At 45.6% G+C, this 24,426-nt stretch carries 39 protein-coding genes; 2 read left to right on the forward strand and 37 right to left on the reverse strand.

Annotated elements, in window-relative coordinates; genetic code table 11:
- Positions 1-21: 21 nt before the first annotated feature.
- Both metK and COPRO5265_RS04630 read left to right on the forward strand, forming a co-directional pair.
- Entirely contained in the window at positions 22-1,233 is a 1,212-nt protein-coding gene (gene metK, locus COPRO5265_RS04625) for a methionine adenosyltransferase (RefSeq protein ID WP_012543890.1), read from the forward strand.
- A complete protein-coding gene (locus COPRO5265_RS04630) occupies positions 1,218-3,110 on the forward strand; it encodes a hypothetical protein (protein ID WP_012544146.1) in 1,893 nt (630 codons plus the stop codon). Before metK ends, COPRO5265_RS04630 begins: the two co-directional genes overlap by 16 nt.
- On the opposite strand, the gene truA is transcribed toward COPRO5265_RS04630, so the two are convergent.
- The 37 genes from truA to fusA are packed head-to-tail and all read right to left on the reverse strand — an operon-like array spanning position 3,072 to position 24,422.
- On the reverse strand, positions 3,072-3,851 hold the full coding sequence (truA, locus tag COPRO5265_RS04635; RefSeq protein ID WP_012544209.1) for a tRNA pseudouridine(38-40) synthase TruA: 780 nt from the start codon (positions 3,849-3,851) through the stop codon (positions 3,072-3,074). The two genes, COPRO5265_RS04630 and truA, sit on opposite strands and share 39 nt — an antisense overlap.
- A complete protein-coding gene (locus tag COPRO5265_RS04640) occupies positions 3,845-4,660 on the reverse strand; it encodes an energy-coupling factor transporter transmembrane component T family protein (protein WP_012544754.1) in 816 nt (271 codons plus the stop codon). Before COPRO5265_RS04640 ends, truA begins: the two co-directional genes overlap by 7 nt.
- On the reverse strand, positions 4,660-5,523 hold the full coding sequence (locus COPRO5265_RS04645; RefSeq protein WP_012543664.1) for an ATP-binding cassette domain-containing protein: 864 nt from the start codon (positions 5,521-5,523) through the stop codon (positions 4,660-4,662). The genes COPRO5265_RS04640 and COPRO5265_RS04645 overlap by 1 nt, the downstream gene beginning before the upstream one ends.
- Positions 5,457-6,272 (reverse strand): ATP-binding cassette domain-containing protein, encoded by an 816-nt coding sequence (locus tag COPRO5265_RS04650; RefSeq protein WP_012543557.1) that lies wholly within the window; start codon positions 6,270-6,272, stop codon positions 5,457-5,459. The genes COPRO5265_RS04645 and COPRO5265_RS04650 overlap by 67 nt, the downstream gene beginning before the upstream one ends.
- A complete protein-coding gene (gene rplQ / locus COPRO5265_RS04655; RefSeq protein ID WP_012544176.1) occupies positions 6,269-6,622 on the reverse strand; it encodes a 50S ribosomal protein L17 in 354 nt (117 codons plus the stop codon). Before rplQ ends, COPRO5265_RS04650 begins: the two co-directional genes overlap by 4 nt.
- A complete protein-coding gene (locus tag COPRO5265_RS04660; RefSeq protein ID WP_012544852.1) occupies positions 6,606-7,565 on the reverse strand; it encodes a DNA-directed RNA polymerase subunit alpha in 960 nt (319 codons plus the stop codon). The genes rplQ and COPRO5265_RS04660 overlap by 17 nt, the downstream gene beginning before the upstream one ends.
- 17 nt (positions 7,566-7,582) lie before the next feature.
- Positions 7,583-8,215, reverse strand: coding sequence for a 30S ribosomal protein S4 (gene rpsD / locus COPRO5265_RS04665; protein WP_012544015.1), 633 nt, complete (start codon positions 8,213-8,215; stop codon positions 7,583-7,585).
- A gap of 22 nt (positions 8,216-8,237) precedes the next feature.
- Complete coding sequence (gene rpsK / locus COPRO5265_RS04670; protein WP_012544226.1) at positions 8,238-8,615, reverse strand: 30S ribosomal protein S11; 378 nt, start codon at positions 8,613-8,615, stop codon at positions 8,238-8,240.
- Positions 8,616-8,645: 30 nt separating this feature from the next.
- The gene (gene rpsM / locus COPRO5265_RS04675) at positions 8,646-9,020 is read right to left on the reverse strand and encodes a 30S ribosomal protein S13 (RefSeq protein ID WP_012543588.1); all 375 of its coding nucleotides are present in this window, start codon (positions 9,018-9,020) and stop codon (positions 8,646-8,648) included.
- 13 nt (positions 9,021-9,033) lie between these two features.
- Positions 9,034-9,147 (reverse strand): 50S ribosomal protein L36, encoded by a 114-nt coding sequence (gene rpmJ, locus COPRO5265_RS07480; protein ID WP_083760226.1) that lies wholly within the window; start codon positions 9,145-9,147, stop codon positions 9,034-9,036.
- Between the two features lie 16 nt (positions 9,148-9,163).
- Positions 9,164-9,385 carry a translation initiation factor IF-1 gene (gene infA, locus COPRO5265_RS04680; protein WP_012544789.1) on the reverse strand — a complete coding sequence of 74 codons (222 nt, stop codon included), beginning with the start codon at positions 9,383-9,385 and terminating at the stop codon, positions 9,164-9,166.
- Positions 9,385-9,657: a KOW domain-containing RNA-binding protein gene (locus COPRO5265_RS04685; protein WP_012543449.1), complete on the reverse strand. Its 273-nt coding sequence runs from the start codon at positions 9,655-9,657 to the stop codon at positions 9,385-9,387. The genes infA and COPRO5265_RS04685 overlap by 1 nt, the downstream gene beginning before the upstream one ends.
- Positions 9,650-10,393, reverse strand: a complete 744-nt coding sequence (gene map / locus COPRO5265_RS04690; protein WP_012544631.1) for a type I methionyl aminopeptidase — start codon at positions 10,391-10,393, stop codon at positions 9,650-9,652. The genes COPRO5265_RS04685 and map overlap by 8 nt, the downstream gene beginning before the upstream one ends.
- Positions 10,383-11,021: an adenylate kinase family protein gene (locus COPRO5265_RS04695; protein WP_012544052.1), complete on the reverse strand. Its 639-nt coding sequence runs from the start codon at positions 11,019-11,021 to the stop codon at positions 10,383-10,385. Before COPRO5265_RS04695 ends, map begins: the two co-directional genes overlap by 11 nt.
- A gap of 2 nt (positions 11,022-11,023) precedes the next feature.
- On the reverse strand, positions 11,024-12,313 hold the full coding sequence (secY, locus tag COPRO5265_RS04700) for a preprotein translocase subunit SecY (RefSeq protein ID WP_012544676.1): 1,290 nt from the start codon (positions 12,311-12,313) through the stop codon (positions 11,024-11,026).
- Positions 12,314-12,763, reverse strand: a complete 450-nt coding sequence (gene rplO / locus COPRO5265_RS04705) for a 50S ribosomal protein L15 (protein WP_012543829.1) — start codon at positions 12,761-12,763, stop codon at positions 12,314-12,316.
- 14 nt (positions 12,764-12,777) lie between these two features.
- The gene (rpsE, locus tag COPRO5265_RS04710) at positions 12,778-13,266 is read right to left on the reverse strand and encodes a 30S ribosomal protein S5 (RefSeq protein ID WP_012543719.1); all 489 of its coding nucleotides are present in this window, start codon (positions 13,264-13,266) and stop codon (positions 12,778-12,780) included.
- A gap of 13 nt (positions 13,267-13,279) precedes the next feature.
- Positions 13,280-13,648 carry a 50S ribosomal protein L18 gene (gene rplR, locus COPRO5265_RS04715; RefSeq protein WP_041735722.1) on the reverse strand — a complete coding sequence of 123 codons (369 nt, stop codon included), beginning with the start codon at positions 13,646-13,648 and terminating at the stop codon, positions 13,280-13,282.
- Positions 13,649-13,666: 18 nt separating this feature from the next.
- Complete coding sequence (gene rplF / locus COPRO5265_RS04720) at positions 13,667-14,212, reverse strand: 50S ribosomal protein L6 (protein WP_012544036.1); 546 nt, start codon at positions 14,210-14,212, stop codon at positions 13,667-13,669.
- An 11-nt stretch (positions 14,213-14,223) separates the two neighbouring features.
- Positions 14,224-14,622: a 30S ribosomal protein S8 gene (gene rpsH / locus COPRO5265_RS04725; protein ID WP_012543597.1), complete on the reverse strand. Its 399-nt coding sequence runs from the start codon at positions 14,620-14,622 to the stop codon at positions 14,224-14,226.
- Between the two features lie 12 nt (positions 14,623-14,634).
- Positions 14,635-14,820 (reverse strand): type Z 30S ribosomal protein S14, encoded by a 186-nt coding sequence (locus COPRO5265_RS04730; protein ID WP_012544229.1) that lies wholly within the window; start codon positions 14,818-14,820, stop codon positions 14,635-14,637.
- A 20-nt stretch (positions 14,821-14,840) separates the two neighbouring features.
- Entirely contained in the window at positions 14,841-15,380 is a 540-nt protein-coding gene (rplE, locus tag COPRO5265_RS04735; RefSeq protein ID WP_012543513.1) for a 50S ribosomal protein L5, read from the reverse strand.
- Positions 15,381-15,399: 19 nt separating this feature from the next.
- Positions 15,400-15,717: a 50S ribosomal protein L24 gene (gene rplX / locus COPRO5265_RS04740; protein ID WP_012544308.1), complete on the reverse strand. Its 318-nt coding sequence runs from the start codon at positions 15,715-15,717 to the stop codon at positions 15,400-15,402.
- 18 nt (positions 15,718-15,735) lie between these two features.
- On the reverse strand, positions 15,736-16,104 hold the full coding sequence (rplN, locus tag COPRO5265_RS04745) for a 50S ribosomal protein L14 (protein WP_012543676.1): 369 nt from the start codon (positions 16,102-16,104) through the stop codon (positions 15,736-15,738).
- Entirely contained in the window at positions 16,079-16,366 is a 288-nt protein-coding gene (rpsQ, locus tag COPRO5265_RS04750; RefSeq protein WP_012544502.1) for a 30S ribosomal protein S17, read from the reverse strand. The genes rplN and rpsQ overlap by 26 nt, the downstream gene beginning before the upstream one ends.
- Complete coding sequence (gene rpmC, locus COPRO5265_RS04755) at positions 16,363-16,557, reverse strand: 50S ribosomal protein L29 (protein ID WP_012543809.1); 195 nt, start codon at positions 16,555-16,557, stop codon at positions 16,363-16,365. Before rpmC ends, rpsQ begins: the two co-directional genes overlap by 4 nt.
- Before the next feature lie 15 nt (positions 16,558-16,572).
- A complete protein-coding gene (rplP, locus tag COPRO5265_RS04760; protein ID WP_012544808.1) occupies positions 16,573-16,980 on the reverse strand; it encodes a 50S ribosomal protein L16 in 408 nt (135 codons plus the stop codon).
- Entirely contained in the window at positions 16,967-17,671 is a 705-nt protein-coding gene (gene rpsC / locus COPRO5265_RS04765) for a 30S ribosomal protein S3 (protein ID WP_012543884.1), read from the reverse strand. The genes rplP and rpsC overlap by 14 nt, the downstream gene beginning before the upstream one ends.
- Before the next feature lie 13 nt (positions 17,672-17,684).
- Positions 17,685-18,029: a 50S ribosomal protein L22 gene (gene rplV, locus COPRO5265_RS04770; RefSeq protein ID WP_012544554.1), complete on the reverse strand. Its 345-nt coding sequence runs from the start codon at positions 18,027-18,029 to the stop codon at positions 17,685-17,687.
- Positions 18,030-18,041: 12 nt separating this feature from the next.
- A complete protein-coding gene (gene rpsS, locus COPRO5265_RS04775; protein WP_012543935.1) occupies positions 18,042-18,332 on the reverse strand; it encodes a 30S ribosomal protein S19 in 291 nt (96 codons plus the stop codon).
- 21 nt (positions 18,333-18,353) lie between these two features.
- Positions 18,354-19,184, reverse strand: a complete 831-nt coding sequence (gene rplB / locus COPRO5265_RS04780) for a 50S ribosomal protein L2 (protein WP_012544851.1) — start codon at positions 19,182-19,184, stop codon at positions 18,354-18,356.
- A 6-nt stretch (positions 19,185-19,190) separates the two neighbouring features.
- A complete protein-coding gene (gene rplW / locus COPRO5265_RS04785) occupies positions 19,191-19,481 on the reverse strand; it encodes a 50S ribosomal protein L23 (RefSeq protein ID WP_041735725.1) in 291 nt (96 codons plus the stop codon).
- Positions 19,474-20,100 carry a 50S ribosomal protein L4 gene (gene rplD, locus COPRO5265_RS04790; RefSeq protein WP_012543997.1) on the reverse strand — a complete coding sequence of 209 codons (627 nt, stop codon included), beginning with the start codon at positions 20,098-20,100 and terminating at the stop codon, positions 19,474-19,476. Before rplD ends, rplW begins: the two co-directional genes overlap by 8 nt.
- Before the next feature lie 2 nt (positions 20,101-20,102).
- Entirely contained in the window at positions 20,103-20,762 is a 660-nt protein-coding gene (gene rplC, locus COPRO5265_RS04795) for a 50S ribosomal protein L3 (RefSeq protein ID WP_012544690.1), read from the reverse strand.
- Between the two features lie 15 nt (positions 20,763-20,777).
- Positions 20,778-21,086: a 30S ribosomal protein S10 gene (rpsJ, locus tag COPRO5265_RS04800; protein WP_012543849.1), complete on the reverse strand. Its 309-nt coding sequence runs from the start codon at positions 21,084-21,086 to the stop codon at positions 20,778-20,780.
- 19 nt (positions 21,087-21,105) lie between these two features.
- Positions 21,106-22,323 (reverse strand): elongation factor Tu, encoded by a 1,218-nt coding sequence (gene tuf, locus COPRO5265_RS04805; RefSeq protein WP_012544210.1) that lies wholly within the window; start codon positions 22,321-22,323, stop codon positions 21,106-21,108.
- Positions 22,323-24,422, reverse strand: a complete 2,100-nt coding sequence (gene fusA / locus COPRO5265_RS04810) for an elongation factor G (RefSeq protein ID WP_012543752.1) — start codon at positions 24,420-24,422, stop codon at positions 22,323-22,325. Before fusA ends, tuf begins: the two co-directional genes overlap by 1 nt.
- Positions 24,423-24,426: the final 4 nt, after the last annotated feature.

A 24,426-nucleotide genomic window follows, 5' to 3' on the forward strand; every position in this document is an offset into this window, starting at 1 on the left:
CATTTTGGAGGTGCTAAATTGATGAAAATGAGGTCCTACAGATTCACTTCTGAATCTGTTACTGAAGGCCACCCTGATAAAGTGGCAGACCAAATATCTGACGCCATATTGGATGCTCATCTGAGAACTGATCCACGGGCAAGGGTGGCAGTAGAAACAACTGTGAAAACCAACCTTGTGGTTTTGGTAGGTGAAGTTACATCGACCAGTTACGTTGATTACGTCGGTGTGGCCAAACAAGTTCTTGAACGTATAGGATACACTGACCCCGCTTTAGGTTTTAGTGTGCAGGAAAACATGTATGTGGTAAACATACAGCGCCAGTCACCTGACATTGCCTTAGGTGTAGACGAATCACTGGAAAGCAAGGCAGGTGAAATGGAACACGAACTCGGAGCTGGCGACCAGGGTATGATGTTCGGTTACGCTGTGGATGAAACGGAAAACTTCATGCCCCTGTCCATCGAATTGGCGCATGCGCTTACAAAAAGACTTGCCGATGTACGCAAACAGAACATAGTTGATTTCCTGCGCCCTGACGGGAAAGCACAAGTCACTGTGACTTATGACGGCCTAACCCCTGTTGCCATAGATCATGTGGTGGTTTCTGCACAGCATAGTCCAGAAGTTCATGAAAAGACCCTCAGAGAATTCATCATGGAAGAAGTCATCAAAAAGGTTATTCCGAAAGACTTATTAACAGAACAGACACGATTCCACATAAACCCCACTGGCCGCTTTGTAGTGGGAGGTCCCAACGGCGACTCCGGAGTAACAGGCAGAAAGATCATTGTGGACACCTATGGATCCAGAGCGCCCCACGGGGGTGGTTCTTTTAGTGGTAAGGACCCCACAAAGGTAGATCGTTCAGCTGCTTATGCTGCTAGGTATTTGGCAAAGAACATTGTAGCTGCAGGCTTAGCAAGGGAAGTTCTCATTCAGCTTGCATACGTGATTGGCGAAGCAAAACCTGTGTCCATTTATGTGGACACGTTTGGAACGGGCAAAGTAGACGAAGGTATTCTTGAGCAGTTCCTCATTGAGCAAGATTTCATACAGCTCACACCCAGAGGTATTATTGAGAAATTTGGTCTACAACATCCTGAAGGATGGAGCTATGTTGACACGGCTGCCTATGGTCACTTTGGCAAGTCCATTTACCCTTGGGAACAACTTGACATGGTTCCTGTTCTTAAGGACTATTTCTCCTTGCATGCATGCACAGGTGGTTAGTTGCCCTTAATAATAGACAGTTAGGAGATGCCTCCCTCACTACAGCAGAAGGGGAGGCATCTCCGGGTGATTTAGTCAGAGTCACTCTCCACGGAAGGAAGCTAAAGGGCATCGTTTTAAAAGAAACAGATACAAGAACCTCACACACCTTTGAAATTCTTGAATCAAATTATGCTCCCGGTTGGCTCATTTGGCAATGCCTGCAGGTGCTCGAGGAGTATCCAATAAACTGTTTCGAACTCTTGGAGCTCGGTAAGAACTGGAAGGAACGACCTCGTACATTCATTCAGCTTAAAGCTTTCAACTACGTACCTGTAGGTACTAAAGAAAAAGAACTTGTAAGACTCCTAAGAGATAAACCATTGGAGTTAACAAATGCCGTTATGCGGAAGTTTAAAGTACAAATTGAGAGCTTCCTTTCCTTGGGTATTGTTGAAAAAGTGGTTGTGCCTCCTACTAGCTACGCGTTAACATACGCACGGCTGGAGAAACCCTCGTTGTTTGTACCTAACCATTTGTACGAAAAATTCGCTCATCGACCATTGCCACTGGTTTTCTGGAAGAAACTCCTTGGACATTGGACGGTAGAAAAACTTAAAGAGGAAGAAGCTTTGGTTTTAGAACTGCATGTGCTTAGCAGTATGAAGCTCCCTGTGGATAGGAACATGCCCAGACAGGAGAAACCACCAACAACCTTGGAGGAGCTGCCACCCTACTTAAGAAACTTATTGGAAAAAGGCGAAAAAACCCTACTCGTCTTTCCGTCACTCCAGATGGCTCGAGGATTTGCAAGAGAAATACTCAAACACAAACTGCCAGCTATTCTGGATTCGGGTGGATACACAAAATTCCTACAAGAGACTTGTTCCTCCAAAGGCGGTGGACTAATCATAGGCACTCCCAGGTCTGTCTTAAGACCTTGGAATAATTTAATGCACATAATAACAGTCTTCGAAAAACCTGAGGATTTAGCAATAAGAACAGCAAGTCAAAGACTGCCACTTAGCAAGTTTATACCTAAAGACACTCAAGTTCATACTGTTTATCCACAACCAACCACAAAAGTGCAATTGGTGAGCATGGCAGGCAGAAAAGACGTGGAAGTGCTAGCCTACATAAAAGGTGTTCATGACCCCACAAAGAGGCAACTGTTTCTAGTTAACAGGTTGGGGTTTTCAACATCAGTGCAGTGTAAAAACTGCGGGTACATACTAACCTGTCCTGAGTGTGGTACTCCTCTTCGTTACCACCGAAGGAGTAAGCGGTTAGAATGTCATCGCTGCGGGTATATTGCCAGTATCCCTGACAAATGCCCCCGATGTGAAAGCTTGAGTTTGGAACCCAGCGGCCTTGGCATAGAACGATTGGAGCTTCAACTTGGAAAGAAAGCCTTAAGGTCGGTGAAAGACCTTGATCATAACACAGTGATCAGTACTACCAAAGTTTTTCGGTATTTGCCTAAAGGAATCTTTGATGAATCCTACTACATTTCAGCCGACGCAGATTTGTCCTCACCTGTGCTTATTCCTGAGAAAAAGTTTTTGAGGAACATCAATTACTTGAAAGTGTGGACAAAAACAGAAGGCTACGTCTTTGTTCTATCCCGAGACATTGAGCGTTTGAAGTCCCTGATAAACGAAGGTGAGAGCATTATCACAGAAAACGTAAAACAGATGGGACTTCCGCCTTTTGGCCATTACATCGAGCTCGAAAGCAGTGAGCAACAGCTTTCTTTCATTGATGCTGTAGTATGGGGACCAGTCTACTATCCCAGGAAGAAAACGTACAAGTACTTCCTAATTTCTGCTAACCCACCAAAAGCTGTATTAAAGGAAGCACTAACTAAAATCTCGTTCGTTAGCTTTGACACTTTCTAAGAAGGGATCTGGCTCTAGCCACACCTTGACCAGATGCAAACCCTGGGCGGGTGCAGAGTAGTTAGCCACCGCATTGCCACTTAACACCTCATCAATGAAGTTTACATCTTGTTTACCCCACCCAATCTGCAATAAAGTTCCTACCATGAGCCTGACCATGCCATACAAAAAGCCATTTCCCACAAAAGAAAAGTACATACGCGAATGGGTAAACATGACGCTCACCTCATACAACTTGCGTCGCGTACTCTTAACAGAGGACCCTTTTTTTGAAAACCCTTTAAAGTCGTGCTCTCCCACGAGTTTCCTTGCGGCGCTTATTACGGCAGAGGTTTCAATTGATAAATTTGGTAAGTAGGCAAAAAAATCGTCCCACAAGGGACCTAATCTTTCCTGTGTGGCGCAGTACAAATACTGCTTTGCCACAGCGCTTAGCTGTGGGTCGAACTCAGGTGACGTTCTAACTACGGAAATAACACGCATATCCTTAGGTAGCATGCGGTTCAATATGAACATCCATTTATCTGCTGAAAGATCTTCCCTTCCCCAAAAGACGAAAGGCATTCCCCAAGCGTGGACTCCTGCGTCTGTTCTGCCTGAGTAGCGTACTACGGTTGCTCTATTATTAATTTGACTCAACGTTGATTCCAACACATTTTGAATTGCTGTTCCATTCTTCTGTCTTTGAAAACCAGCGTAGTTTGTCCCCTTAAACTGAAGTAAACCAGCGTACTTTACCATACAAGAACCCATTTGCTCCTAAGTAGGTAACTTGCCACAAACACTGCCGCAGTAAAAACAAATACAACTACGTCCACACCTCCAAGTTTGGTAACCTTGTATTTTGTCCTCTTAACACCAGGCAGATACCCCCTTACTTCCATAGCTACTGCCAAATCCTCTGCTTTCATGAATGCACTCACAAATAACGGAATAACAATGGGAACCAATTTTTCAATTCTTCTCAATACATTGCCACTCAAGTTAAGACCCCTAGCTTTTTGAGCCTTAAGTATGCGGTCAGCTTCGTCAGCCAAAACAGGAATAAACCGCAAAGCAATAGTCATGATTAAAGAGAATTCCTCCACGGGTACTTTTATGACTTCCAAAGGCCTTAGCAAAGTGTTCAAACCATCAGCAAGATCCACAGGAGACGTGGTTGCAGTAAGAACTGTGGATACAAATATGAGAAAGAACAATCTTAAACCAAAGAATATCCCAACTATGACACCTTCGGTCTTGAAAGCAATAGGTCCTAATCGGAAGAGAACCTCCTGCCCTGTCAGAAGCGCATTGAATACAAAAGTGAACAAAGCAAGAATGAAAACGGTCTTTGCACTTCTCGCATAGAACCGCAGAGGTACATTGGAAAGTATTATGAGCAAAGCCAGAGCACCGAACAGCACAGCTAAAACTGCAAAAGACTGAGAAATAAAAGCTCCAATGATGAAGAAAAGTGTCATTACAATCTTCGTTTCAGCCATCGCTCTATGAAGCACACTATTGGTGGGAATATACTGACCAATCACTACAACGTCTTTAAAAGCCATCAAAAATCACCATCCAAAGCCCTAATAAGTTCATCAACAGTTAAAGCCATTGGGAAACTAACTCTCTTGCGAAGCTCATATGAGAGCTCAGCCGATATGGGAGGTTCTAAGCCAACACGTCTTAACGTGTTTACATGCGAGAACACCTCACGCGGAACATCAGCAAAAAGCAATGCTCCGTTGGAGAGCACCAATACCCTTTCAGCAGCCACAGCTTCTTCCAACGAATGGGTAATAAAGATAACCGTTCTTTGGCTATTGCTGTAACTCCGCAACCAATCCCAAAAGGCTTTCTTGGATGCCCCATCCAGACCAGCAGAAGGTTCATCAAGGATGAGTACTTCTGGGTCGCAAACAATGACTGAAGCCAAGGCTACTTTTCTCTTTTCGCCACCTGAAAGGGTAAATGGGGAGCGGTCTTTGAACTCGTCAAAACTCAAACCTGCTATGTCCAATGACTTTTTAACTCTTTCCTCAATACTGTCTAGTTCAAAATTCTTTGCAGCAAAAGCCACCTCGTCATATACGGTCTCTGCAAAGAACTGGTGCTCAGGAAATTGAAATAAAAAACCAATGCGTCGCCTCACATCGATGGATAAATCCTTTGGGTAGTTCCAAGGTTTTCCAAAATGCTTCACCGTCCCCTTGGTAGGGGCGGTGAGCCCTGCCATAAGTTGAGCCAACGAACTTTTGCCAGATCCAGTGTGCCCAACTAAGGCAATCCACTCGCCCTTAGCAATCCTTAAAGAAAGTGGCTTGACGGCGTCCACCTGCCAAGGCGTACCGTAATCGTAACTTAACGAAACATCTTCAAGTTCAATGACGTAATCGCTTTGAGCAGGTTCTCTTTGTTTAATGGCCACTCCACATGTGCTCCTCTCTTAGAAAGCATTTCAGCCAAAACCACTTCTTCAGGTATGGTTGCATTAGCCAATTCCATGGCCTCAGGGTCACGTAGAAACTCCTGAACAGATCCTTGAAAAACGACTCTGCCTTGACAGAGTGCGTAGAGCGCGTCCGCTTGCAAAGCTTCACGTAAATCGTGTGTTATCCACAGTACACCTACAGAGTTTGCTAAGCTAAGTGCTGTCTCCAACACTTCCCTTCTCCCAACTGGATCCAAAAGAGCCGTAGCCTCGTCAAACAGTATGTAGGAAGGCCTCAAAGCCAATATGCCTGCAATAGCTAAACGCTGTTTTTGACCTCCACTTAAAGCGTGAACAGGCCTGTGTCTTAAATCCCAGAGTCCCACTGTTTTTAAACTGCTTTCTACTCTTTCTTTTATTTCTCTGGGGCTCAGACCCAAGTTTTCCGGCCCAAAAGCTACATCTTCTTCAACTACGGATGCCACAATCTGGTTCTCGGGATTCTGGAAAACAATACCTACCTTGATTTGATAATCTCTGCCAGCGGTGCTAATCTCCATACCATCAATAAGCACTTTCCCAGAAGTGGGCAAAAGCAATCCTTTAATGACTCTGGCTAACGTGGTTTTGCCGGCACCGTTGCCGCCCATTAGAACGGTAAACTGACCGGGGTAAATATTCATGGAAACGGACTGGAGAATTGATCTACCCTCCAGTCCGTAAGAGACTTCCTGAACTTCTATCATTTGCTCCAGCGCACTATGGCTGTAGGAGCACCGTCACCTTTTCTAAAACCTGTCTTGAGAACTGTGGTGTAACCACCATTAACTTCTGCAAAACGTGGAGCAATTTCGTCAGTAAGCTTCTTAACTAGCTCACGGTCGCCCAAGTGTTTCTCCACTAAACGTATGTCATGCAGTTCTTTACTTTTCGCATGAGTTACCAGTTTATCTGCGAATCTTTTTAGCTCTTTGGCTTTTGGAAGTGTCGTCTCAACCTCTCCATGTATTACAAGCTGTTTTGAAAGAGTTCGCAATAAGGCTATTCTGGCTTCAGTTTTTCGTCCTAATTTGCGGCCATCAACTCTGTGTTTCATCTTCAGTACCTCCTTCCAAATATGCAGCCAATTTGTTCCTGATTTCCTCCAGCCTTACGGCACCAATACCAGGAATTGACTCGTTGTGCTCCAGCACATCCACCAAATCCCTTATTGTATTGATGTTCGCTTTCTCTAAATGAGTCAACACAGCCCTTGATAGATTCAACATTTCTACACTTGCATCAAGTTTCTCATCGGAAATTGCTTGCTCTTCTACTACTACTTCGCCAGCCGCCGCTTCTTTGGCTTCAGCTACCTTCCTGAACTCCTCACTTAGAAAATTCGCTGCTTGTCTTATCACTTCCACTGGATCAACGGCCAAATTAGTGTACACAATAAGTTCTAAGCTCTCAAAGGTACCTGGCTCGTCCACAATAGCCGGCGTCACATGGTATTCGGCACGCCTCACAGGAGAAAAAGAAGTGTCCAGGTAAATAGTTCTAAAGGGAAATTGGTAGAGCTTTTTGTTGTCCTCCACTGTGCGGTAGCCGACACCATTAGTTAAGTAAATCTCCATATAGATTTCGCGATCAGTAGAAACTGTAAGTATGGTCTGGTCAAGGTTGAAAACCTCAACATCGGCATCAGGTACAATGTCAGCAGCCTTAATTTCAGCAGGACCTTTCGCCTTAATGTAAAGGACTTTTACTCCATCACCATAGTACTTAAACAGGACTTTCTTCAGGTTAAGGCCAATCGTCAAGCCATCTTCTACTACGCCTTCAGGAACCATGAATTCGTGATCAAGGCCTTCAAGCCTGAATCCCAAAACTCCCGTGCCGCCAATTTGACCCAGCAGAACACGTCTTAAAGCATTACCTAAGGTGATTCCCTCACCCTCAGGCAGATTCAGTACCGACAGTTTTGCCGCGCGTTGAAGTTCGCCACTCTCCCTGTCAACACTTCTGCCTAAATCTGCAACCTCAAAAACCTTTTCCATTATGACTTCACCAAGCCTTATCTCGAATAGTATTCAACGATGAGTTGTTCATTAACGGCAACTGGTATTTCCTCGCGGCTAGGCACCCTCAAGTATGTCCCTTCAAGATTCTCTACGTCCACATTCAGCCATTCCAAGTTTGGACGACCTTCGTTCATTGCTATACTCTTCTGTACATCAGGGTTATCCTTCAGATCTTTGTCCAAGGTTATTCTGTCACCAGGTTTTACTAGGTAAGATGGGATGTCCACCCTCTTACCATTCACCATGACGTGACCATGCCTAACCCAATTTCGTGCCATTTTAATGCTGCTGGCAAATCCCATGCGCTGAACTACTGCATCTAAACGACGTTCCAGAAGTTGCAATAGAGCTGTGCCAGTTGCTACGCCTTTCTGAGACATAGCTGTCGAGAAGTACCTGCGCAGTTGCGTTTCCGTAATCATGTATGAATGTCTCAGTTTTTGCTTCTCCTTTAGACGCAAACCATACTCGGTATCTCTCTTACCTCTGCGGGTAGGTCCATGCTGTCCAGGTGGGAAAGCCCTTCTTTCCATGGGGCATTTTGGACTTAAGCACTTTTCGCCCTTCAGGAAAAGCTTAACGCCGGATCTACGGCATATCCTACAACTTGGTCCAGTATATTTCATATCCTTTTCTACCTCCTCGTTCCTATACCCTGCGGGCCTTAGGAGGCCTGCACCCGTTATGCGGTATGGGAGTTACATCCTTTATGGATTTAACATCCAAACCAACTGCCTGCAAGGCTCTTATGGCTGTCTCTCGCCCTGGGCCAGGTCCCTTTACGAAAACATCTATTTCCTTCATCCCGTAAGTCTGTTGAACTTTCTTTGCAACACTCTCCGATGCCAATTGAGCAGCATAAGGCGTGCCTTTCCTTGTTCCCTTGAAGAAAAACCCTCCAGAGGCCCAAGCAAGTACGGCACCGTTGGGATCAGTAATAGTTATGATGGTATTGTTAAAGGTTGAATGAATGTGCGCAACCCCATAGGGTACATATCTGCGTTCTTTCCTTTTTTTCTGAGCCACTTTTAAAACACCTCCACGATTAGTTTAAGACTATCTCTTTCCTTTTTTCGCACCCACAGTTTTACGTGGACCTTTTCTGGTTCTGGCATTGTGCCTTGTGCGTTGGCCTCTTACGGGAAGCCCTCTTTGATGCCTAATCCCACGGTAACACTTTATGTCCATGAGCCTTTTAATGTTCATGGCAACTTCACGTCTTAGATCGCCTTCCACTTTATAGTGAGCAGTGATATAGTCCTGAAGAGTGTTAATCTGCTCAGGTGTTAATTCACCAAGTTTCTGCATAGGATCAATACCCAAAGCTTCACAGATGTCCTCTGCTGTAGACTTACCGATTCCATAGATCCTTGGTAGTGCGAATACAATCCTCTTGTTATCTGGCAACTCAACTCCAACAATACGTGCCACCTAACTGCACCTCCTAACCTTGTCTCTGCTTGTGCTTCGGATTCTCGCAAATGACATACACACGGCCTTTCCTTCGCACAATTTGGCATTTGTCACAAATCTTTTTTACTGACGGACGAACTTTCACCTCAAGATCACTCCTTCTAAAGTCTGTAGACTATTCTTCCACGATCAGGATCGTAAGTAGAAATCTCCACCTTAACCTTGTCACCCGGTAAAATGCGTATAAAATTCATTCGCATTTTACCAGAAGTGTAAGCCGTAATGACTTTACCGCCAGGAAGCTGCACCTTAAAAGTTGCATTGGGCAGCTTCTCTAAAACGATCCCTTCAACTTCTATGACATCTTTCTTTTCAGACGACATTAATCATTCCCTCCGCGTGATAAATCACGCAAAAAACGCCTTATTTCTTCATCAGAAATACGTTCCACTTTTAACCCTACACCTTCCACGTGTTTTCTATTCTTTTTTTTGGACTTCCCAATAGGCCAATTTTCGCCGTCGCTCAAAAAAACGTACCTATCATTCTCAGCAACTACCACAAAAAACCGCCCTTTGGTGCGTCCGCTGACAGATTTTACCACATCACCCACAGAAATGTTACGTGTAATGCTATCAGTGTTACTCCTACACATGCGGCGTCAAAACCTCCGCGCCATCATCAGTGACTGCCACAGTAAACTCAAAGTGAGCCGCATTAGTGTGATCACAAGTTCTTACTGTCCAACCATCGGATTCGATGACCACACAACCACTACCTTCTGTGAACATGGGTTCTACAGCCAGGAACATATAAGGCTTTAGTACAGGACCAGTATGGGGACGCCCAAAATTCGGTATGGGAGGATCCTCGTGCAAATGTCGGCCAATACCATGGCCAGTAAAATCCCTTACAATGCCTACTCCAGCTTCTTGAGCCACTTTCTGTATTTGTGCCGAGATATCCCCGAGACGAATCCCGGGCTTTATTTTAGACACGCCACTTCGCAGAGCCTTCAGCGTAACATCTGAGAGCTTTTTCTTACCCTCTTGCACAGGCGGCAGAATGACTGTGAAAGCTGCATCGCTGTTCCACCCATCATAGATCAGACCCAAGTCAATACTAACTAATTGTCCAGGCAGCAGCGGTCTCTTGGAAGGTATGCCATGAATAACGACATCGTCCACTGATATACACACGGATGCCGGGAAACCACCATAGCCTTTAAATGAAGGTATGGAATTCAAAGACAAAATCAACTTCTCGGCTATGGCGTCTAGCTCCTCTCCTGTGATACCAGCGACTACTTCTTCTCTGAGTTTGTAGATAACCTCCGTAAGTCGCAGACCAGCTTCACGCATGTGCTTCAAAGCACTCTTGTCATAGACCATTCTTGAGCATCACTCTTTCCAGAAACTTGCTTATTTCAGGAGGTGTCTTTGTAGCATCAACGGCTACATATTTACCTCTCCTGCGGTAGTGCGACCTGAGTTCCGATGCGTAGGAGTCGTAGTCGGAAAGACGCTTCCTTATTACATCCTCGCTATCATCGGAGCGTTTTACCAAAATGCTACCATCATTAGGACACTTGCCTGGTTGATTGCCCACATATCCACAGGTGGGGCAGTAATAGCGATTTAATAACCTTCTCAGTGCCTCTTCATCCGGCAAGGAAAACTCTACAGCAGCCAGTAATTGAGCCCCTGTATTTTCAGACCAATCATCCAACATTTTTGCCTGATTCTCATTTCTAGGAAAACCGTCAAATATGATTCTTGAATCAGCTCCTGCTTTGTCTAAGAAGTCTTTTACCAGACTAAACGTTACATCATCAGGTACTAGATCGCCTTTTTCAACAAATTCTTCCACTTTGGAGCCAAGAACTGTCTTCTCCTTCAAGTGTTTTCTGAACAATTCGCCGGTGGAAAGTTGAATCCACCCATAATATCTTGAAAAATACTGGGCCTGAGTACCTTTACCAGACCCAGGTTTTCCAAGAAAAACAACGTACTTGACCATATCTAGAGCTCCAGGAAGCCTTTGTAATGCCTAAGCTGGACATATGCCTCAAGCTGGCGGAAGATTTCTAAAGCCACACCGATGACGATAAGCAAGGACGTGCCGCCGAATAGGAAAAGCCTTCCCATACCGAATAATTGCATGAACAAGTCAGGAAGCACCGCAACCAGGCCCAAGAATATGGACGCAGGCAATGTCAGACGGTAAATGACGCCTGCGATATAGTCAGCTGTTGGCTTACCTGGACGTATTCCAGGTATGAAGCCACCTTGTTTTTGGATATTCTTTGCGATTTCGTCAGGATCATACGCAATGGTGTTGTAGAAGTAGGCAAAGAATATAACCAAAATGAAATATGCTAAGTTGTACCAAATTGTCATGTGGTTAAAATATGTACCCCACCATTTGGTGAAGCCGGATTGTGGAAACCACCCTGAAATAACCGTAGGTGCGTTAATAAACGCAGACGCAAAGATGATGGGCATAACGCCAGCTTGTAGAAGTCTTATGGGAATAGTGGTTGCTTGCCCACCATAAACCTTTGTACCTCTGATACGGCTTGCGTACTGCACCGGAATTTTACGTTCTGCTAAGTATGCCGCAGTGGTAATAAACACTAACGCCAGACCGAAGATGATGGCAATGACTACCGAGATTATGCTGGAGCTGGCACTCTTAGATGTTTGGAAGAACTGTATCAAGGATGGCACAACGCGAGCAAGAATACCAGAGAAGATAATGAGCGAAACACCATTTCCCAAACCTTTCATGGTAAATACTTCACCAAGCCAAACCAAGAACATGGATCCAGCTGCCAGGATTAAAGTGGTCACCACTGCTGATTGGAAACTTGGTGTGATAAGCGAAGAACCTCCCACAGCTAAACCATAGGAGAAATAAAGGTAGGCGGCATAGGACATGATAACAGATAGTGCAGCTCCAAGCCACCTAACGTACATTTGCAGTTTCTTTCTACCCTCTTCGCCTTCTTTACGGAGGTTTTCCAACGCCGGGAATATGACTCCTAACAGCTGCATGATGATGGACGCGTTAATGTAAGGCAATACGCCCAGGGTGAATATGGATATGGTGTAGTAAGATGATCCTCCCGTGAAGAAGTTAAGAATGCCCAAAAAACCTGCTTGTTCTTGAAGAACGTTGATAGCTTCAGGATTTACGCCTGGTATGGGCAAGAATGTGCCTGCACGGAAGATAACCAGAAACAGAACCGTGTACAATATGCGGACACGTGTTTCCTTAAACTCCCACGATGCTTTCAGCACTTGCCACATTCAGTCCACCACCTCAACGGAGCCACCTGCAGCTTCTATTTTTTCTTTGGCTGATTTACTAATAGCGTGGACCTTTACTTGAAGAGCTTTTGTTATTTCACCTTGACCAAGAATTTTCACCTTTGCTGACAATGAACTTACTAGTCCCGTATCTACCAGTGTCCCTATATCCACCACCGTTCCACTGTCAAAACGATTAAGTTTTTCCACATTCACTACTTCATATTCAATCTTAAACGGGTAGTTCTTGAATCTCATTATTTTAGGTAACTTCTTGTAAAGGGGTGTTTGTCCTCCTTCGAAACCGCGTTTTCCGACACGACCAGACCGGGCTTTCTGCCCCTTGTGGCCGAAGCCGGATGTCTTTCCGTGTCCAGAAGACGTGCCCCTACCAACTCTTTTCCTAGTGCTCTTAGCTCCAGGTGCAGGTTGTAGCGTATGCAATCTCATTTCCGATCACCTCATTACCTTTTAAGTATTTGCTCTATGGAAACGCCTCTTAATTCTGCAACTTCTCTGGGCCTTTTCAGAGACTTCAAAGCTTCCATGGTGGCATAAGCCAGATTCACAGGGTTAGTCGAACCCATGGATTTTGTGATTACATCCTTAATGCCAGCCATCTCCAAAATGGCTCTCACAGTCTGCCCTGCCAAAACTCCAGTTCCCTTTACAGCAGGCTTTATGAGTACAGTGGCAGTTTCGGCCTTAGCCGTGACCGTGTGCGGCACCGTAGTACCCGCCAACGGAACCTCAATCATGTTCTTACGAGCGCGAGTTACAGCTTTTGCAACAGCATCAGGCACTTCTCCAGCCTTGCCAATGCCAACACCCACGTGTCCTTCGCCATCGCCTACCACTACCAGTGCTCTAAAACGAAGCCTTTTACCGCCTTTTACCACACGAGCAACCCTGCGAATCTCGATGACCCTTTCCTGTAAATTAGTCATGTCCATTCAAGCACACCTCCTAGAACTCCAACCCAGCTTCACGAGACGCATCAGCTAACGCCTTTACTCGTCCGTGATACTTATAGCCACCACGATCAAAAACAACCGACTTTATACCTTTTTCCAGCGCCCTTTGTGCGATCAGCTTGCCAATAGCTGCTGCCTGCTCAGTCTTCCTTAAGCCCTTAATCTGATCGCGCAGTTCTTTCTCCAAGGTTGAAGCACAAACCAATGTGTGGCCATTTTCATCATCGATGATTTGCGCATAGATGTGCCTGGAAGACCTGAACACGCAAAGCCTGGGCCTCTCAGCGGTCCCAGTTATGTGCTTTCTTATTCTCTTATGCCTTATCCTTCTTAGTTCTGCTCTAGATGTTTCCACTATCAAACTCATGCACCTCCCACATTACTTACCCTTACCAACTGCTTTACCTGGTTTCAAAGGTCTTTGCTCGCCTTCGTACCAAATACCTTTGCCCTTGTAAGCATCGGGGATTCTATATCTTCTAATATTTGCAGCAACCTGCGTTACCAACTGTTTGTCAATGCCACTAACAACCACTGTGTCAGCAGAAGGCACTTGAAACTGTATACCTTCAATGCTCTGGATAACCACGGGATGCGAGAAACCCAGTGACATCTGCAAATCCTTGCCTTTTAACTCGGCACGGTAACCCACACCACGAATCTTCAAGGTTACTGAAAACCCTTCACTTACTCCCGTAACCATGTTCTGTATTAGCGCACGGGTAGTGCCGTGAAGCGCTCTTACCTCTTTTTCTTCAGAGGTTCTCTCCACAATGATCTGGTCCTCAATAAGTGAGATTTTAATGCGGGGATCAAAGGTGCGAGTCAAAGTGCCCTTAGGTCCTTTCACCGTAACCGTACTACCGTCAATGGTGACGGTCACACCTTTTGGGACAACGACTGGTTTCTTACCTATTCTCGACATTTATGACCACCTCACCAAACGTAGCAGATTATTTGACCGCCGACACCTTTTTGACGTGCTTCAGCATCAGACAGTACACCAGCCGACGTAGTTAGAATGGCAATGCCTAGACCATTCATTACCTTTGGAATGTCATTCTTCTTAGCGTAAATTCTGCGTGACGGCACGCTTATGAGCCTGACTTCGTTAAGCACAGGTTGCTTTCCAGGGCCAAACTTGAGCTGCACACTGAGGTATTTCTTACCTTCCTTTTCTTCGATCTCGTAGCCCTTAATGTAGCCCTCGCGTACCAAAACTTTCAGTATTTCTTCTTGGTACTTGCCGTAAGGGATACCTTCCACCCTCTCTAACCGAGCATGGCTAGCATTCTTTAATCTTATGAACAAATCAGATATTGTATCTTGAACCATATCCATTTCACCTCACCAAGAAGCTTTCTTTAGACCTGGAATGGAACCCTTGTGAGCAAGTTCACGCAGACACAAACGACAAATCCCAAAGTCTCTGTAAACAGCCCTGGACCTGCCGCATATTTTGCATCTGGTGTACTTTCGAGTAGAAAACTTTGGTTCCTTCTCAGCTTTTATTTTCAGTGCTTTTCTGGCCATACTAACCTCCTTATTGTCCTCTATCGTTCCATGAATGGGAAACCCAGTGCCTTTAAAAGCTCAAAGGCTTCTTCGTCAGTTTTTGCCGTAGTGGTTATTGAAATACCCAATCCTCGAGTCTTATCGATCATGTCGTAAGAAATTTCTGGAAAAACCAAGTCTTCCAAAAGACCAAAATTGTAGTTACCTCTGCCATCAAAAGAACGTGGATTAAGCCCCCTAAAGTCACGTACCCTGGGAAGAACATCATTGATGAGGTGTTCCATGAAATTCCACATCTTATCCTTCCTCAAGGTAACACTGACCCCGATTGGAGCGCCCTTTCTCAGCTTAAATGCTGCTATGTTCTTCTTCGATCTCCTAACCAGTGGCTTTTGACCCGTTATGATCTCAAATTCTTTCGTAGTAACCTCAATAGCTCTTGGGTTTTGCAAAGCCTCTCCTAAGCCTCGGTTAAGTGTGACCTTTACCACCTTCGGCACCTGCATCGCATTCTTGTAACCAAACTTTTTCATCATGTATGGTCTAACTTCGGTTTCGTACTTTTCTTTCAAACTCATCGCTCAACCCTCCCAAAGCTTAATCCAGAACTTCGCCGCAGCGGACGCAAACGCGCACTTTCTTACCATCTTCTAAGAACTTATGGCCAATTCTGGTTGGTTTATCACATTTAGGACAAACTACCATGACCTTATTCGCCAGAATAGGTGCTTCAAACTTTTTCAGTCCGCCTTGTGGGTCCTTCTGTGTGGGCCTCGTTGCCTTCGTAACAATATTCACTCCTTGGACTACAACTTTATTCTCCTTTGGGAAAGCCTTAGTTACTTTGCCGCGTTTACCTTTTTCTTTGCCGCTTATAACTTCTACTAGGTCGCCCGTTTTTATGTTTAACTTCATGCTATTCGACCTCCACCACTACAACACTTCAGGGGCAAGTGAGATGATCTTCAAATACCCCTTCTCTCTGAGCTCACGAGCCACAGGCCCGAATACACGGGTTCCACTAGGCTCGCCAAGCTGGTCAATGATGACCGCCGCGTTGTCATCAAATTTGACGCACGTCCCATCGGGCCTCTTGATTTCCTTAGCCAAACGGACCACCACTGCTTTAACCACATCACCCTTCTTGAAATCGCTGTTCGGCAAAACTTCTCGGACATTAGCTACTACTATGTCACCGATGGTTCCGTAGGCCACCCTGGGACCTCTCAGTACTCGGATTACTTGAATGGTCTTCACTCCGGTATTATCTGCAACCTTAAGCTTCGTGTAAGGTCTGATCATCTTCTTCTACCTCCTCCTCCAGCTGCTTCCTACCAAGAACTTTTACTAAATTGAAGCGTTTTAGACGCGACATAGGCCTATACTCCTCAATAAGAACTATGTCTCCCTCTTTGGAGGCATTATTCTCGTCATGCACGTAGAATTTCGTAGTTCTACGCATCTCCTTCTTGTAAAGAGGATGTCTCTCCATGCGCTCTGTTATGACAACGCGGGTCTTGTCCATTTTATCCGACACAACAACGCCAACAAATCGACGCCTCATAGCTTTATTCCCCTCTCTCTTAGCACCGTAAGCACTCGTGCAATATCTCTTTTAGTCTTTGTAATTGCAGTATGATCTGTCAGCTTACCCACGGAAAGCTGAAATTTTAGATTCACCAATTTTGCCCTTAATTCTTTTAGCAGAGCTTCTAATTCTTCCGTTGTTTTTTCTCTTAATTCTGTCCCTTGCATGAGCTGCACCTTCCCTTACACACGACTAATTAACCTAACCTCGAAAGGTAGGCGGAATCCAATTAACCTAGCAATGTGCTTAGCTGTGTCTTCATCAACTCCGGTTAGCTCGAACATGATTCTTCCTGGCTTTACTGGGAAAATCCATTTCTCAGGATCTCCCTTTCCTCCACCCATTCTCACCTCGAGTGGTTTCTTAGTCCAAGCCACATCTGGGAATATTCTTATCCAGTACTTTCCAGTTTTTCCTATGTTCTTAGCCATGATGACACGGCAGGACTCAATCATGCGCGAATCAACATAGCCACGACCAACTGCCTGTATACCGTAGTCGCCGAAAGCCAGCTTCAGACCTCTGGTTTCTTTTCCCTTTATGTGCGGTAAATGGTTCTTTCTGTACTTAACACGTTTAGGCATTAGCATGTCTTTCTGGCCTCCTCTCTGCCCTTTCTAGGCCTCTCGGAGGTAGAAGTTCCTGTAAGTCCTCTACGTCTCCTTTGTAAATCCAACATTTAACACCAATGGTTCCGTATTTTGTTACGGCAATACTGTAGCCATAGTCCACATCGGATTTAAGCGTGGACAGAGGCAGTTTACCCTGAACGAACCATTCACGGCGAGCGATCTCAGCTCCACCAAGACGTCCGGAAACAGCAATCTTTATTCCCTGCGCACCTGAACGCATAGCTCTGCTTATTGCTTGTTTCATAGCCCTCTTGTAGCTAACACGCCGTTCTATTTGACGCGCTATGCTATCAGAAACAATTTGCGCATCTGTTTCTGGGTTCTTGACCTCGTAAATGGCTATCCTCACTTCGTAATCGTTCTTAAGTAGCTTTACGATTTCCTCTCTGAGCCTTTCAATTTCGGCACCCTGTTTTCCAATGATCATGCCAGGTCTTGCAGTCCAGATGATGACACGCATCTTGTTACCTAATCGCTCAATTTCCACAGAGGAAATCCCTGCATGACCGTAATGCTTGTTAATGAGCGTCCTGATCTTTTCGTCCTGGACGATGTATTCAGGGTACTTCTCGAAGGGTGCAACCCATCGGCTGCGCCAATTCTTTGTAACACCCAATCTAAAACCATAAGGATGTATTTTTTGACCCACTGTTCTTCTCCCCCTATCTTTCTTTAACGATGACGGTAATGTGACTCAAACGCCTTTTCATGATGTCCGCTCTACCAAAAGCCCGAGGATAATACCTCTTCAGCCTTGGCCCTTCGTCCACAAAAACACGATACACGTACAGGCGTTCCTCGTCCAACCCATTATTATTGACTGCATTCGCCACTGCAGAGTTCAGAACCTTGAGTGTGAACCTGGCAGCCTTGTTGGGAGAGTACTTTAAAATCGCCCTGGCTTCAGAAACGGACTTGTTTCTGATTTCGTCCACTACCAAGCGAGCCTTCCTAGGCGATATTCTGACGTATTTTGCTGTTGCCTTAGCCATCTGTTGTTCTTCCATGACCTTAACACCTCACTTCAGCGCGCTGGATCGCTCAACCGGTTCACCGTGGCCCCGGAAGTTACGAGTAATAGCAAATTCGCCCAGTTTATGGCCCACCATTTGCTGTGTTATGTACACCGGTATATGCACTTTCCCATTGTACACAGCAATGGTGAGTCCAACCATTTCTGGTGTAATGGTGCTTCTGCGACTCCAGGTTTTGATGATGCGCTTATCACCTGTACTCTGCATCTTTTGTACTTTCTTTAACAATTTAGGGTCTGTATATTTTCCTCTTGGATAAGGTTTATCCCACGCCATTTATCTATTCACCTCACTCACTTACTTACGCCGCTTTACAATGAACTTGTCAGAAGGCTTCTTACCACGACGGGTCTTCCACCCCAATGTCTTCCAACCCCAAGGGGAAAGTGGAGATGGGTGTCCAATAGGTGATTTTCCTTCTCCTCCACCATGTGGGTGGTCCACCGGGTTCATAGCAGTTCCTCTGACCTGAGGTCTTCTACCAAGCCATCTTGTTCTTCCAGCCTTACCAGAGGAAACATTTTCATGATCCAGGTTGCTAACGCGTCCAATGGTGGCTTTGCACTTCACATTAATGAGTCTGATTTCGCCGCTGGGCAGACGTACATGAGCATAATCGCCCTCTTTAGCCATTAGCTGTGCCCATGTACCTGCAGATCTGACTAGTTGCCCTCCCCGTCCTGGATACAGCTCAATGTTATGAATGGTTGTACCAGTGGGTATCTTAGACAGCGGCAGTGCATTTCCTACCCTGATTGGAGCTTCTTCACCTGAAATAATGACATCTCCAACCTCGATCTCGTCTGGTGCTAAGATGTAGCGCTTCTCACCGTCCGCATAAGTTACCAAAGCGATAAAAGCAGTTCTATTGGGATCATATTCTATGGACGTTATCTTACCAGGAATACCATCTTTGTCCCTCTTAAAATCTATAATTCTATATCTTCTCTTGTGACCGCCGCCACGGAATCTTACAGAAATTCGTCCTGCGTTGTTTCTGCCTCCGCTTTTCTTGAGCGGTGCAAGGAGTGACTTTTCTGGTTCAGTTTTCGTGATAACGCTCTTATAGTCAATGACCACTCTGTGTCTTGTGCTAGACGTAACTGGTTTGTATCTTCTTACAGGCATCTAATATCACACTCCCTCGATAAGTTCAATGTGCTGGCCAGGAGCAAGCTGAACGATGGCTTTTTTCTTGTCCGGAGTTCTGTACACGTTATAGCCTCTTCTTTTTTGCTTACCACGAACATATGAAGTATAGACTTTCGTTACCTTAACATTAAAAACCTGCTCCACAGCACGTTTAATGTCAATCTTGTTAGCATCCTTTCTTACATAGAACGTGTATTTGCCATCTCTGTGCAGCATCAACGCTTTTTCTGTTAGTACGGGTGCTATGAGTACATCCAAAGGCGATTTAGACATTTGCCCACACCTCCTGTGCCCTGACCCAGGCAGACTGAGTCATTATGACAGCATCTCCTTTAAGTAAATCATAGGCATTTACTTTTTCCACAGGTACATAGTATACATTTTCTAAGTTCTGACAAGCACGTCTAACACCTTGCTCACCAGCAAGCGACACCACTGTTACCCGTTTTTCATCCAACTGCTTACTTCTTAGAAAAGCCTTAAACTCGCGCGTTTTACCGTTAAAGCTGTTTGCATCAATGAGTAACAACTCGCCATTTTTCAGCCTGTATCCAAAACAGGAGGCCATGGCAAGTTTTACTTGCTTCTTGTTAACGTCCTTAGTCCAGTCACGTGGTTTTGGCCCAAAAGCCACGGCTCCCTTTCTCCATATAGGAGACCTCATATAGCCATGACGAGCTCTGCCTGTATGCTTCTGAGGCCAAGGCTTTCTTGTGCTTCCTGCTACTTCTCCCTGCTTCTTTGTAGATGCTGTGCCATGGCGCTTGCCAGATAGCACGCGCACCACATTGAGATGCAGCAACCTGCCGCGCACAGGCGTCGCTACCAAATTTTCATTAACGTCTTCATAGGCAACTTCGGCACCATTCACATCAAATACTGGAAGTTGCATCTCTATTCACTCCTTCCTTCAGGTCCAAGTCCATAGGCTTTTCTGATGCATACAAAACCATTTCTGGATCCAGGCACTGAGCCCTTAACAGCGATTATGTTTTGCTCAGGTATGACCTTAACAATTTTTAGGTTTCTTACAGTCACTTGACTATTACCATAATGTCCCGACATCTTCTTCCCTGGCTTTACCTCTCCAGGATATGTCCTGTTACCTATGGCACCTACTCTCCTGTGCCATCCACGCGTTCCGTGGGTTTTAGGCCCTCCAGCAAATCCCCAACGCTTCATTGCACCAGCAAATCCACGTCCCTTGCTCGTCCCAATCACATCTACAAGTTCTCCATCAGCAAACACGTCAGCCACGTTCACTTCCTGACCCACTTCAAACTTTTCGCTGATACCAGGATATCTGAATTCCCTGACAAACCTGACAGGTGGTACACCAGCTTTCTTTAATACTCCTAGCTGAGGCTTGTTCAATGCTTTCTCTTTCACCACTTCAAAACCCAAAGCAACCGATTCGCGGCCCTTGCTGTCCTTCTTAACGTTTACCACGTAGTTAGGGCCCGCCTTAATGAGGGTGACAGGAATAAACACGCCTTTTTCGTCAATGAAGCGGCTCATGCCAATTTTTTTACCGAGTAGTCCTATTCCTTTCACTTCTTTTCACCATCCCTAAAGCTTCAGATGTATATCGACCCCAGCGGGAAGCTCCAAGCTCATCAAGTTAGATACTGTTTCCTGAGTTGGATCGATGATGTCGATGAGACGCTTGTGCATCTTAATCTCAAAATGTTCCCTAGAATCCTTATCTATGTGTGGAGAACGGGTCACACAATACACTCTGCGATCTGTGGGTAACGGTATGGGCCCAGCCACTTTCGCACCCGTTCTCTTAGCTACTTCCACAATGCGCTTTGCTGACTGATCCAGCAACCTGTGATCATATGAGCGTAGTTTTATGCGTATTCGTTGTGCTGACATTATTTCTCACTCCTCTAAGTTATTCCAAGAGCTTGGTGATAACACCAGCTCCTACTGTCCTTCCGCCTTCTCTGATTGCAAATCTCATGCCCTCTTCTAATGCTACGGGGTAGATCAGTTCTACTTCGAACTCTGCATTGTCTCCTGGCATTACCATCTCTACTCCTGGGTCTAGCTTTATTGTCCCAGTTACGTCTGTTGTCCTTATGTAGAATTGTGGCCTGTATCCATTGAAGAATGGTGTGTGCCTTCCACCTTCCTCTTTCTTCAATACATACACTTGCGCCCTGAACTTCTTGTATGGCCTTATTGACCCTACCTTCGCTACTACTTCCCCTCGCTCTACTTCGTCTTTCCCTATGCCCCTTAACAATAACCCTACGTTGTCTCCTGCCATCGCTTCGTCTAACGTCTTACGGAACATCTCTATGCCTGTTACTACTGTCTTCCTTATACCTTCTCGTAATCCTACTATCTCTACTTCTTCCCCTACTTTTAGCCTTCCTCGCTCTACCCTTCCTGTAACTACTGTCCCACGCCCAGTTATGCTAAATACGTCCTCTATCGGCATAAGGAATGGCTTGTCTACTTCCCTTACTGGGTCCGGTATGTAGCTGTCCATTGCATCTATGAGCTCCCATATCCGGTCTACCCATTCGTTCTCCCCACGCTTCGTCTGCGGGTTCTTGCTTAGTACCTCTAGTGCCTCTAGCGCTGACCCCTTTATCACTGGTACTTCGTCTCCTGGAAATCCATATCGGTTCAGTAAGTCCCTTACTTCCATCTCTACTAGCTCCACTAGCTCAGGATCGTCTACCATGTCTGTCTTGTTAATGAATACCACCATCGCAGGTACGTTCACTTGCCTTGCTAGTAGTACGTGCTCCCTCGTCTGTGGCATTACTCCGTCTGTAGCCGCTACTACCAGAATCGCTCCGTCCATCTGCGCTGCCCCTGTGATCATGTTCTTGATGTAGTCTGCGTGCCCTGGACAGTCTATGTGCGCATAGTGCCTCTTCGGTGTCTCGTATTCTACGTGCGTTATGTTTATCGTTATGCCTCTCGCTTTCTCTTCCGGTGCTTTGTCTATGTCAAAGTATCCCTGCGGCTTCGCTAAACCTTCCGCTGCCAATGTCTGCGTTATCGCTGCCGTCAATGTCGTCTTACCATGGTCTATGTGCCCTATGGTCCCTACATTTACGTGCGGCTTCGTCCTCTCAAACTTCTCTTTCGCCATTACTCTTCACTCCTCCTCAGTTTTCCCCTAGATTCAATGATGGTTTCTGCAATCTTGGATGGAACTTCCTCATAGTGAGAAAACTCCATAACAAAGCTTCCACGACCCTGTGTAAGAGAGCGCAGTACCGTTGCATAACCAAACATCTCAGCAAGTGGCACTTCCGCTCTGATCTCCTGCAAGTGACCTTGCGCTTCAATCCCAATGATTCTTCCGCGTCTGGAACTTAAATCACCCATGACGTCTCCCATGTAATCCTCTGGAACCACGACTTCTACCTTCATTATGGGCTCCAAAAGAACTGGATCAGCCTGGGGTATACCCACTCGAACTGCCCTTGCAGCAGCTAAATGGAACGCAATTTCAGAAGAGTCCACCTCGTGATAAGAACCATCAACCAGAGTAGCTTTTACGTCCACAATGGGGTAGCCGGCAATAACACCGTTTTCAAACGCTTCTCTTATACCTTTTTCTACAGCCGGAATGTACTCTTTTGGAATTACACCACCGACAATCTTGTTCTCAAATATGATACCAGTTCCCCTGGGTAAAGGTTCAAACTCCACAACAACGTGACCATACTGACCTCTACCACCACTCTGCCTTATGTACTTGCCCTCAGTCCTGACAGCCTTCTTAATGGTTTCTCTGTAGGAAACCTGTGGCTTTCCAATGTTGGCATCAACTTTAAACTCTCTACGAAGCCTGTCCACGATTATATCCAGGTGCAACTCTCCCATACCGGAGATTATGGTTTCACCAGTTTCTTGATCCACTTTTACTCGGAACGTGGGGTCTTCTTCTGCCAAACGTTGCAACCCCATGGACAGCCTATCTTGGTCTTGTTGAGTTTTAGGCTCTATGGAAAGCGAAATAACAGGCTCTGGAATAAAAAGCGATTCAAGTATGATTGGTGCATTTTCATCGGCTAATGTATCACCTGTGGACACATTACGCATTCCGACGATGGCACCCAAGTCACCAGCGCCGATGGCTTCCACATCTTCTCTGTGGCTTGCGTGCATCCTTAGAAGCCTGGAGACTCTTTCTTTAGAGTCTTTTGTTACGTTATAGACATAGGAGCCTGCATGTAAAACGCCTGAATACACCCTAACCCATGCTAATTTTCCCACATAAGGGTCGGTTTGTATTTTAAATATGAAAGCTGCCAAGGGTTCGCTGTCCAATGGTGCTCTTTCTTCTTCTTCGTTCGTCTTTGGGTTTATTCCCTTTACTGGTGGTAAATCCAACGGGCTGGGCAAGTAATAAACTACTGCATCCAACAGCGGCTGAATGCCTTTATTCTTGTAGGCAGAACCGCCCAGTACTGGGACAATCTTTCTTTCTATAGTACCCTTCCTCAGACACATTCTTATCTCATCAGCAGTGACGTCTTCGCCTTCCAAGTACTTTTCCATGACCTCGTCGTCCATTTCCACTGCAGCTTCTACCAACTTCTCACGGTATTCCTCTACCAGATCCAGCATGTCTGAAGGAATGGGCCGCTCCTCGAAAGACGTACCCAGCACGTCAGTCCAGTAGTAAGCTTTCCTCTCGATAAGGTCTACAACACCTTGGAAGTTCTCTTCACTGCCTATCATGAGCTGCACCGGTACAGCATTGACGCCAAGTCTTTCTTTCATGGTGTTGATAGCTCTTAAAAAGTTTGCACCATTACGGTCCATCTTATTTACAAAAACAATACGCGGTACGCTGTATCGGTCAGCCTGACGCCACACGGTTTCGGTTTGTGGCTGCACTCCAGCAACTGCGTCTATGACCACCACAGCGCCATCAAGCACCCTAAGTGAACGTTCTACCTCAATTGTAAAGTCCACATGTCCGGGCGTATCAATGATGTTGATTCTATGATCCTTCCAAAAACATGTGGTAGCAGCAGCCATTATGGTTATGCCGCGTTCTTTCTCCTGTTCCATGAAGTCCATAGTAGCAGTCCCATCATGGACTTCACCCATTTTGTGACTCTTTCCAGTAAAGAATAGAATACGCTCCGTAGTTGTGGTTTTACCAGCATCTATGTGAGCTGCAATGCCAATGTTGCGTGTTTTCTCCAGCGTGTATTCTCTGTGATCCGCCATTAAT

The sequence above is a fragment of the Coprothermobacter proteolyticus DSM 5265 genome, from assembly GCF_000020945.1.
GTDB classification, from domain to species: Bacteria; Coprothermobacterota; Coprothermobacteria; order Coprothermobacterales; family Coprothermobacteraceae; genus Coprothermobacter; species Coprothermobacter proteolyticus.

What these genes read in the sequence shown, in the direction of transcription:
- rpsH (WP_012543597.1), bottom strand. Translation starts at nt 14,622, where the DNA reads ATGGTTCAAGATACAATATCTGATTTGTTCATAAGATTAAAGAATGCT.
- truA (WP_012544209.1), bottom strand. Translation starts at nt 3,851, where the DNA reads ATGGTAAAGTACGCTGGTTTACTTCAGTTTAAGGGGACAAACTACGCT.
- rpmC (WP_012543809.1), bottom strand. Translation starts at nt 16,557, where the DNA reads ATGCAAGGGACAGAATTAAGAGAAAAAACAACGGAAGAATTAGAAGCT.
- rplW (WP_041735725.1), bottom strand. Translation starts at nt 19,481, where the DNA reads ATGTCTAAATCGCCTTTGGATGTACTCATAGCACCCGTACTAACAGAA.
- rplN (WP_012543676.1), bottom strand. Translation starts at nt 16,104, where the DNA reads ATGATCAGACCTTACACGAAGCTTAAGGTTGCAGATAATACCGGAGTG.
- infA (WP_012544789.1), bottom strand. Translation starts at nt 9,385, where the DNA reads ATGTCGTCTGAAAAGAAAGATGTCATAGAAGTTGAAGGGATCGTTTTA.
- rplE (WP_012543513.1), bottom strand. Translation starts at nt 15,380, where the DNA reads ATGAGTTTGAAAGAAAAGTACGAAACCGAAGTTAGACCATACATGATG.
- fusA (WP_012543752.1), bottom strand. Translation starts at nt 24,422, where the DNA reads ATGGCGGATCACAGAGAATACACGCTGGAGAAAACACGCAACATTGGC.
- rplP (WP_012544808.1), bottom strand. Translation starts at nt 16,980, where the DNA reads ATGCTAATGCCTAAACGTGTTAAGTACAGAAAGAACCATTTACCGCAC.
- rplD (WP_012543997.1), bottom strand. Translation starts at nt 20,100, where the DNA reads ATGCAACTTCCAGTATTTGATGTGAATGGTGCCGAAGTTGCCTATGAA.
- rpsS (WP_012543935.1), bottom strand. Translation starts at nt 18,332, where the DNA reads ATGGCGTGGGATAAACCTTATCCAAGAGGAAAATATACAGACCCTAAA.
- COPRO5265_RS04685 (WP_012543449.1), bottom strand. Translation starts at nt 9,657, where the DNA reads ATGTGTAGGAGTAACACTGATAGCATTACACGTAACATTTCTGTGGGT.
- rplQ (WP_012544176.1), bottom strand. Translation starts at nt 6,622, where the DNA reads ATGAAACACAGAGTTGATGGCCGCAAATTAGGACGAAAAACTGAAGCC.
- COPRO5265_RS04640 (WP_012544754.1), bottom strand. Translation starts at nt 4,660, where the DNA reads ATGGCTTTTAAAGACGTTGTAGTGATTGGTCAGTATATTCCCACCAAT.
- COPRO5265_RS04695 (WP_012544052.1), bottom strand. Translation starts at nt 11,021, where the DNA reads ATGGTCAAGTACGTTGTTTTTCTTGGAAAACCTGGGTCTGGTAAAGGT.
- rplB (WP_012544851.1), bottom strand. Translation starts at nt 19,184, where the DNA reads ATGCCTGTAAGAAGATACAAACCAGTTACGTCTAGCACAAGACACAGA.
- COPRO5265_RS04650 (WP_012543557.1), bottom strand. Translation starts at nt 6,272, where the DNA reads ATGATAGAAGTTCAGGAAGTCTCTTACGGACTGGAGGGTAGATCAATT.
- rplO (WP_012543829.1), bottom strand. Translation starts at nt 12,763, where the DNA reads ATGAGATTGCATACGCTACAACCTGCACCTGGAGCTAAGAGCACTAGG.
- secY (WP_012544676.1), bottom strand. Translation starts at nt 12,313, where the DNA reads ATGTGGCAAGTGCTGAAAGCATCGTGGGAGTTTAAGGAAACACGTGTC.
- rpsD (WP_012544015.1), bottom strand. Translation starts at nt 8,215, where the DNA reads ATGAAATATACTGGACCAAGTTGTAGGATATGCCGTAGATCCGGCGTT.
- rpsQ (WP_012544502.1), bottom strand. Translation starts at nt 16,366, where the DNA reads ATGAGGCGTCGATTTGTTGGCGTTGTTGTGTCGGATAAAATGGACAAG.
- metK (WP_012543890.1), top strand. Translation starts at nt 22, where the DNA reads ATGAAAATGAGGTCCTACAGATTCACTTCTGAATCTGTTACTGAAGGC.
- rplV (WP_012544554.1), bottom strand. Translation starts at nt 18,029, where the DNA reads ATGGAAGAACAACAGATGGCTAAGGCAACAGCAAAATACGTCAGAATA.
- COPRO5265_RS04730 (WP_012544229.1), bottom strand. Translation starts at nt 14,820, where the DNA reads ATGGCCAGAAAAGCACTGAAAATAAAAGCTGAGAAGGAACCAAAGTTT.
- map (WP_012544631.1), bottom strand. Translation starts at nt 10,393, where the DNA reads ATGGTCTATGACAAGAGTGCTTTGAAGCACATGCGTGAAGCTGGTCTG.
- rpsJ (WP_012543849.1), bottom strand. Translation starts at nt 21,086, where the DNA reads ATGTCAGCACAACGAATACGCATAAAACTACGCTCATATGATCACAGG.
- rplF (WP_012544036.1), bottom strand. Translation starts at nt 14,212, where the DNA reads ATGTCGAGAATAGGTAAGAAACCAGTCGTTGTCCCAAAAGGTGTGACC.
- tuf (WP_012544210.1), bottom strand. Translation starts at nt 22,323, where the DNA reads ATGGCGAAAGAGAAGTTTGAGAGGACGAAGCCGCACGTAAATGTAGGG.
- rpsE (WP_012543719.1), bottom strand. Translation starts at nt 13,266, where the DNA reads ATGGACATGACTAATTTACAGGAAAGGGTCATCGAGATTCGCAGGGTT.
- COPRO5265_RS04660 (WP_012544852.1), bottom strand. Translation starts at nt 7,565, where the DNA reads ATGGAAAAGGTTTTTGAGGTTGCAGATTTAGGCAGAAGTGTTGACAGG.
- rplX (WP_012544308.1), bottom strand. Translation starts at nt 15,717, where the DNA reads ATGAAGTTAAACATAAAAACGGGCGACCTAGTAGAAGTTATAAGCGGC.
- COPRO5265_RS04630 (WP_012544146.1), top strand. Translation starts at nt 1,218, where the DNA reads ATGCACAGGTGGTTAGTTGCCCTTAATAATAGACAGTTAGGAGATGCC.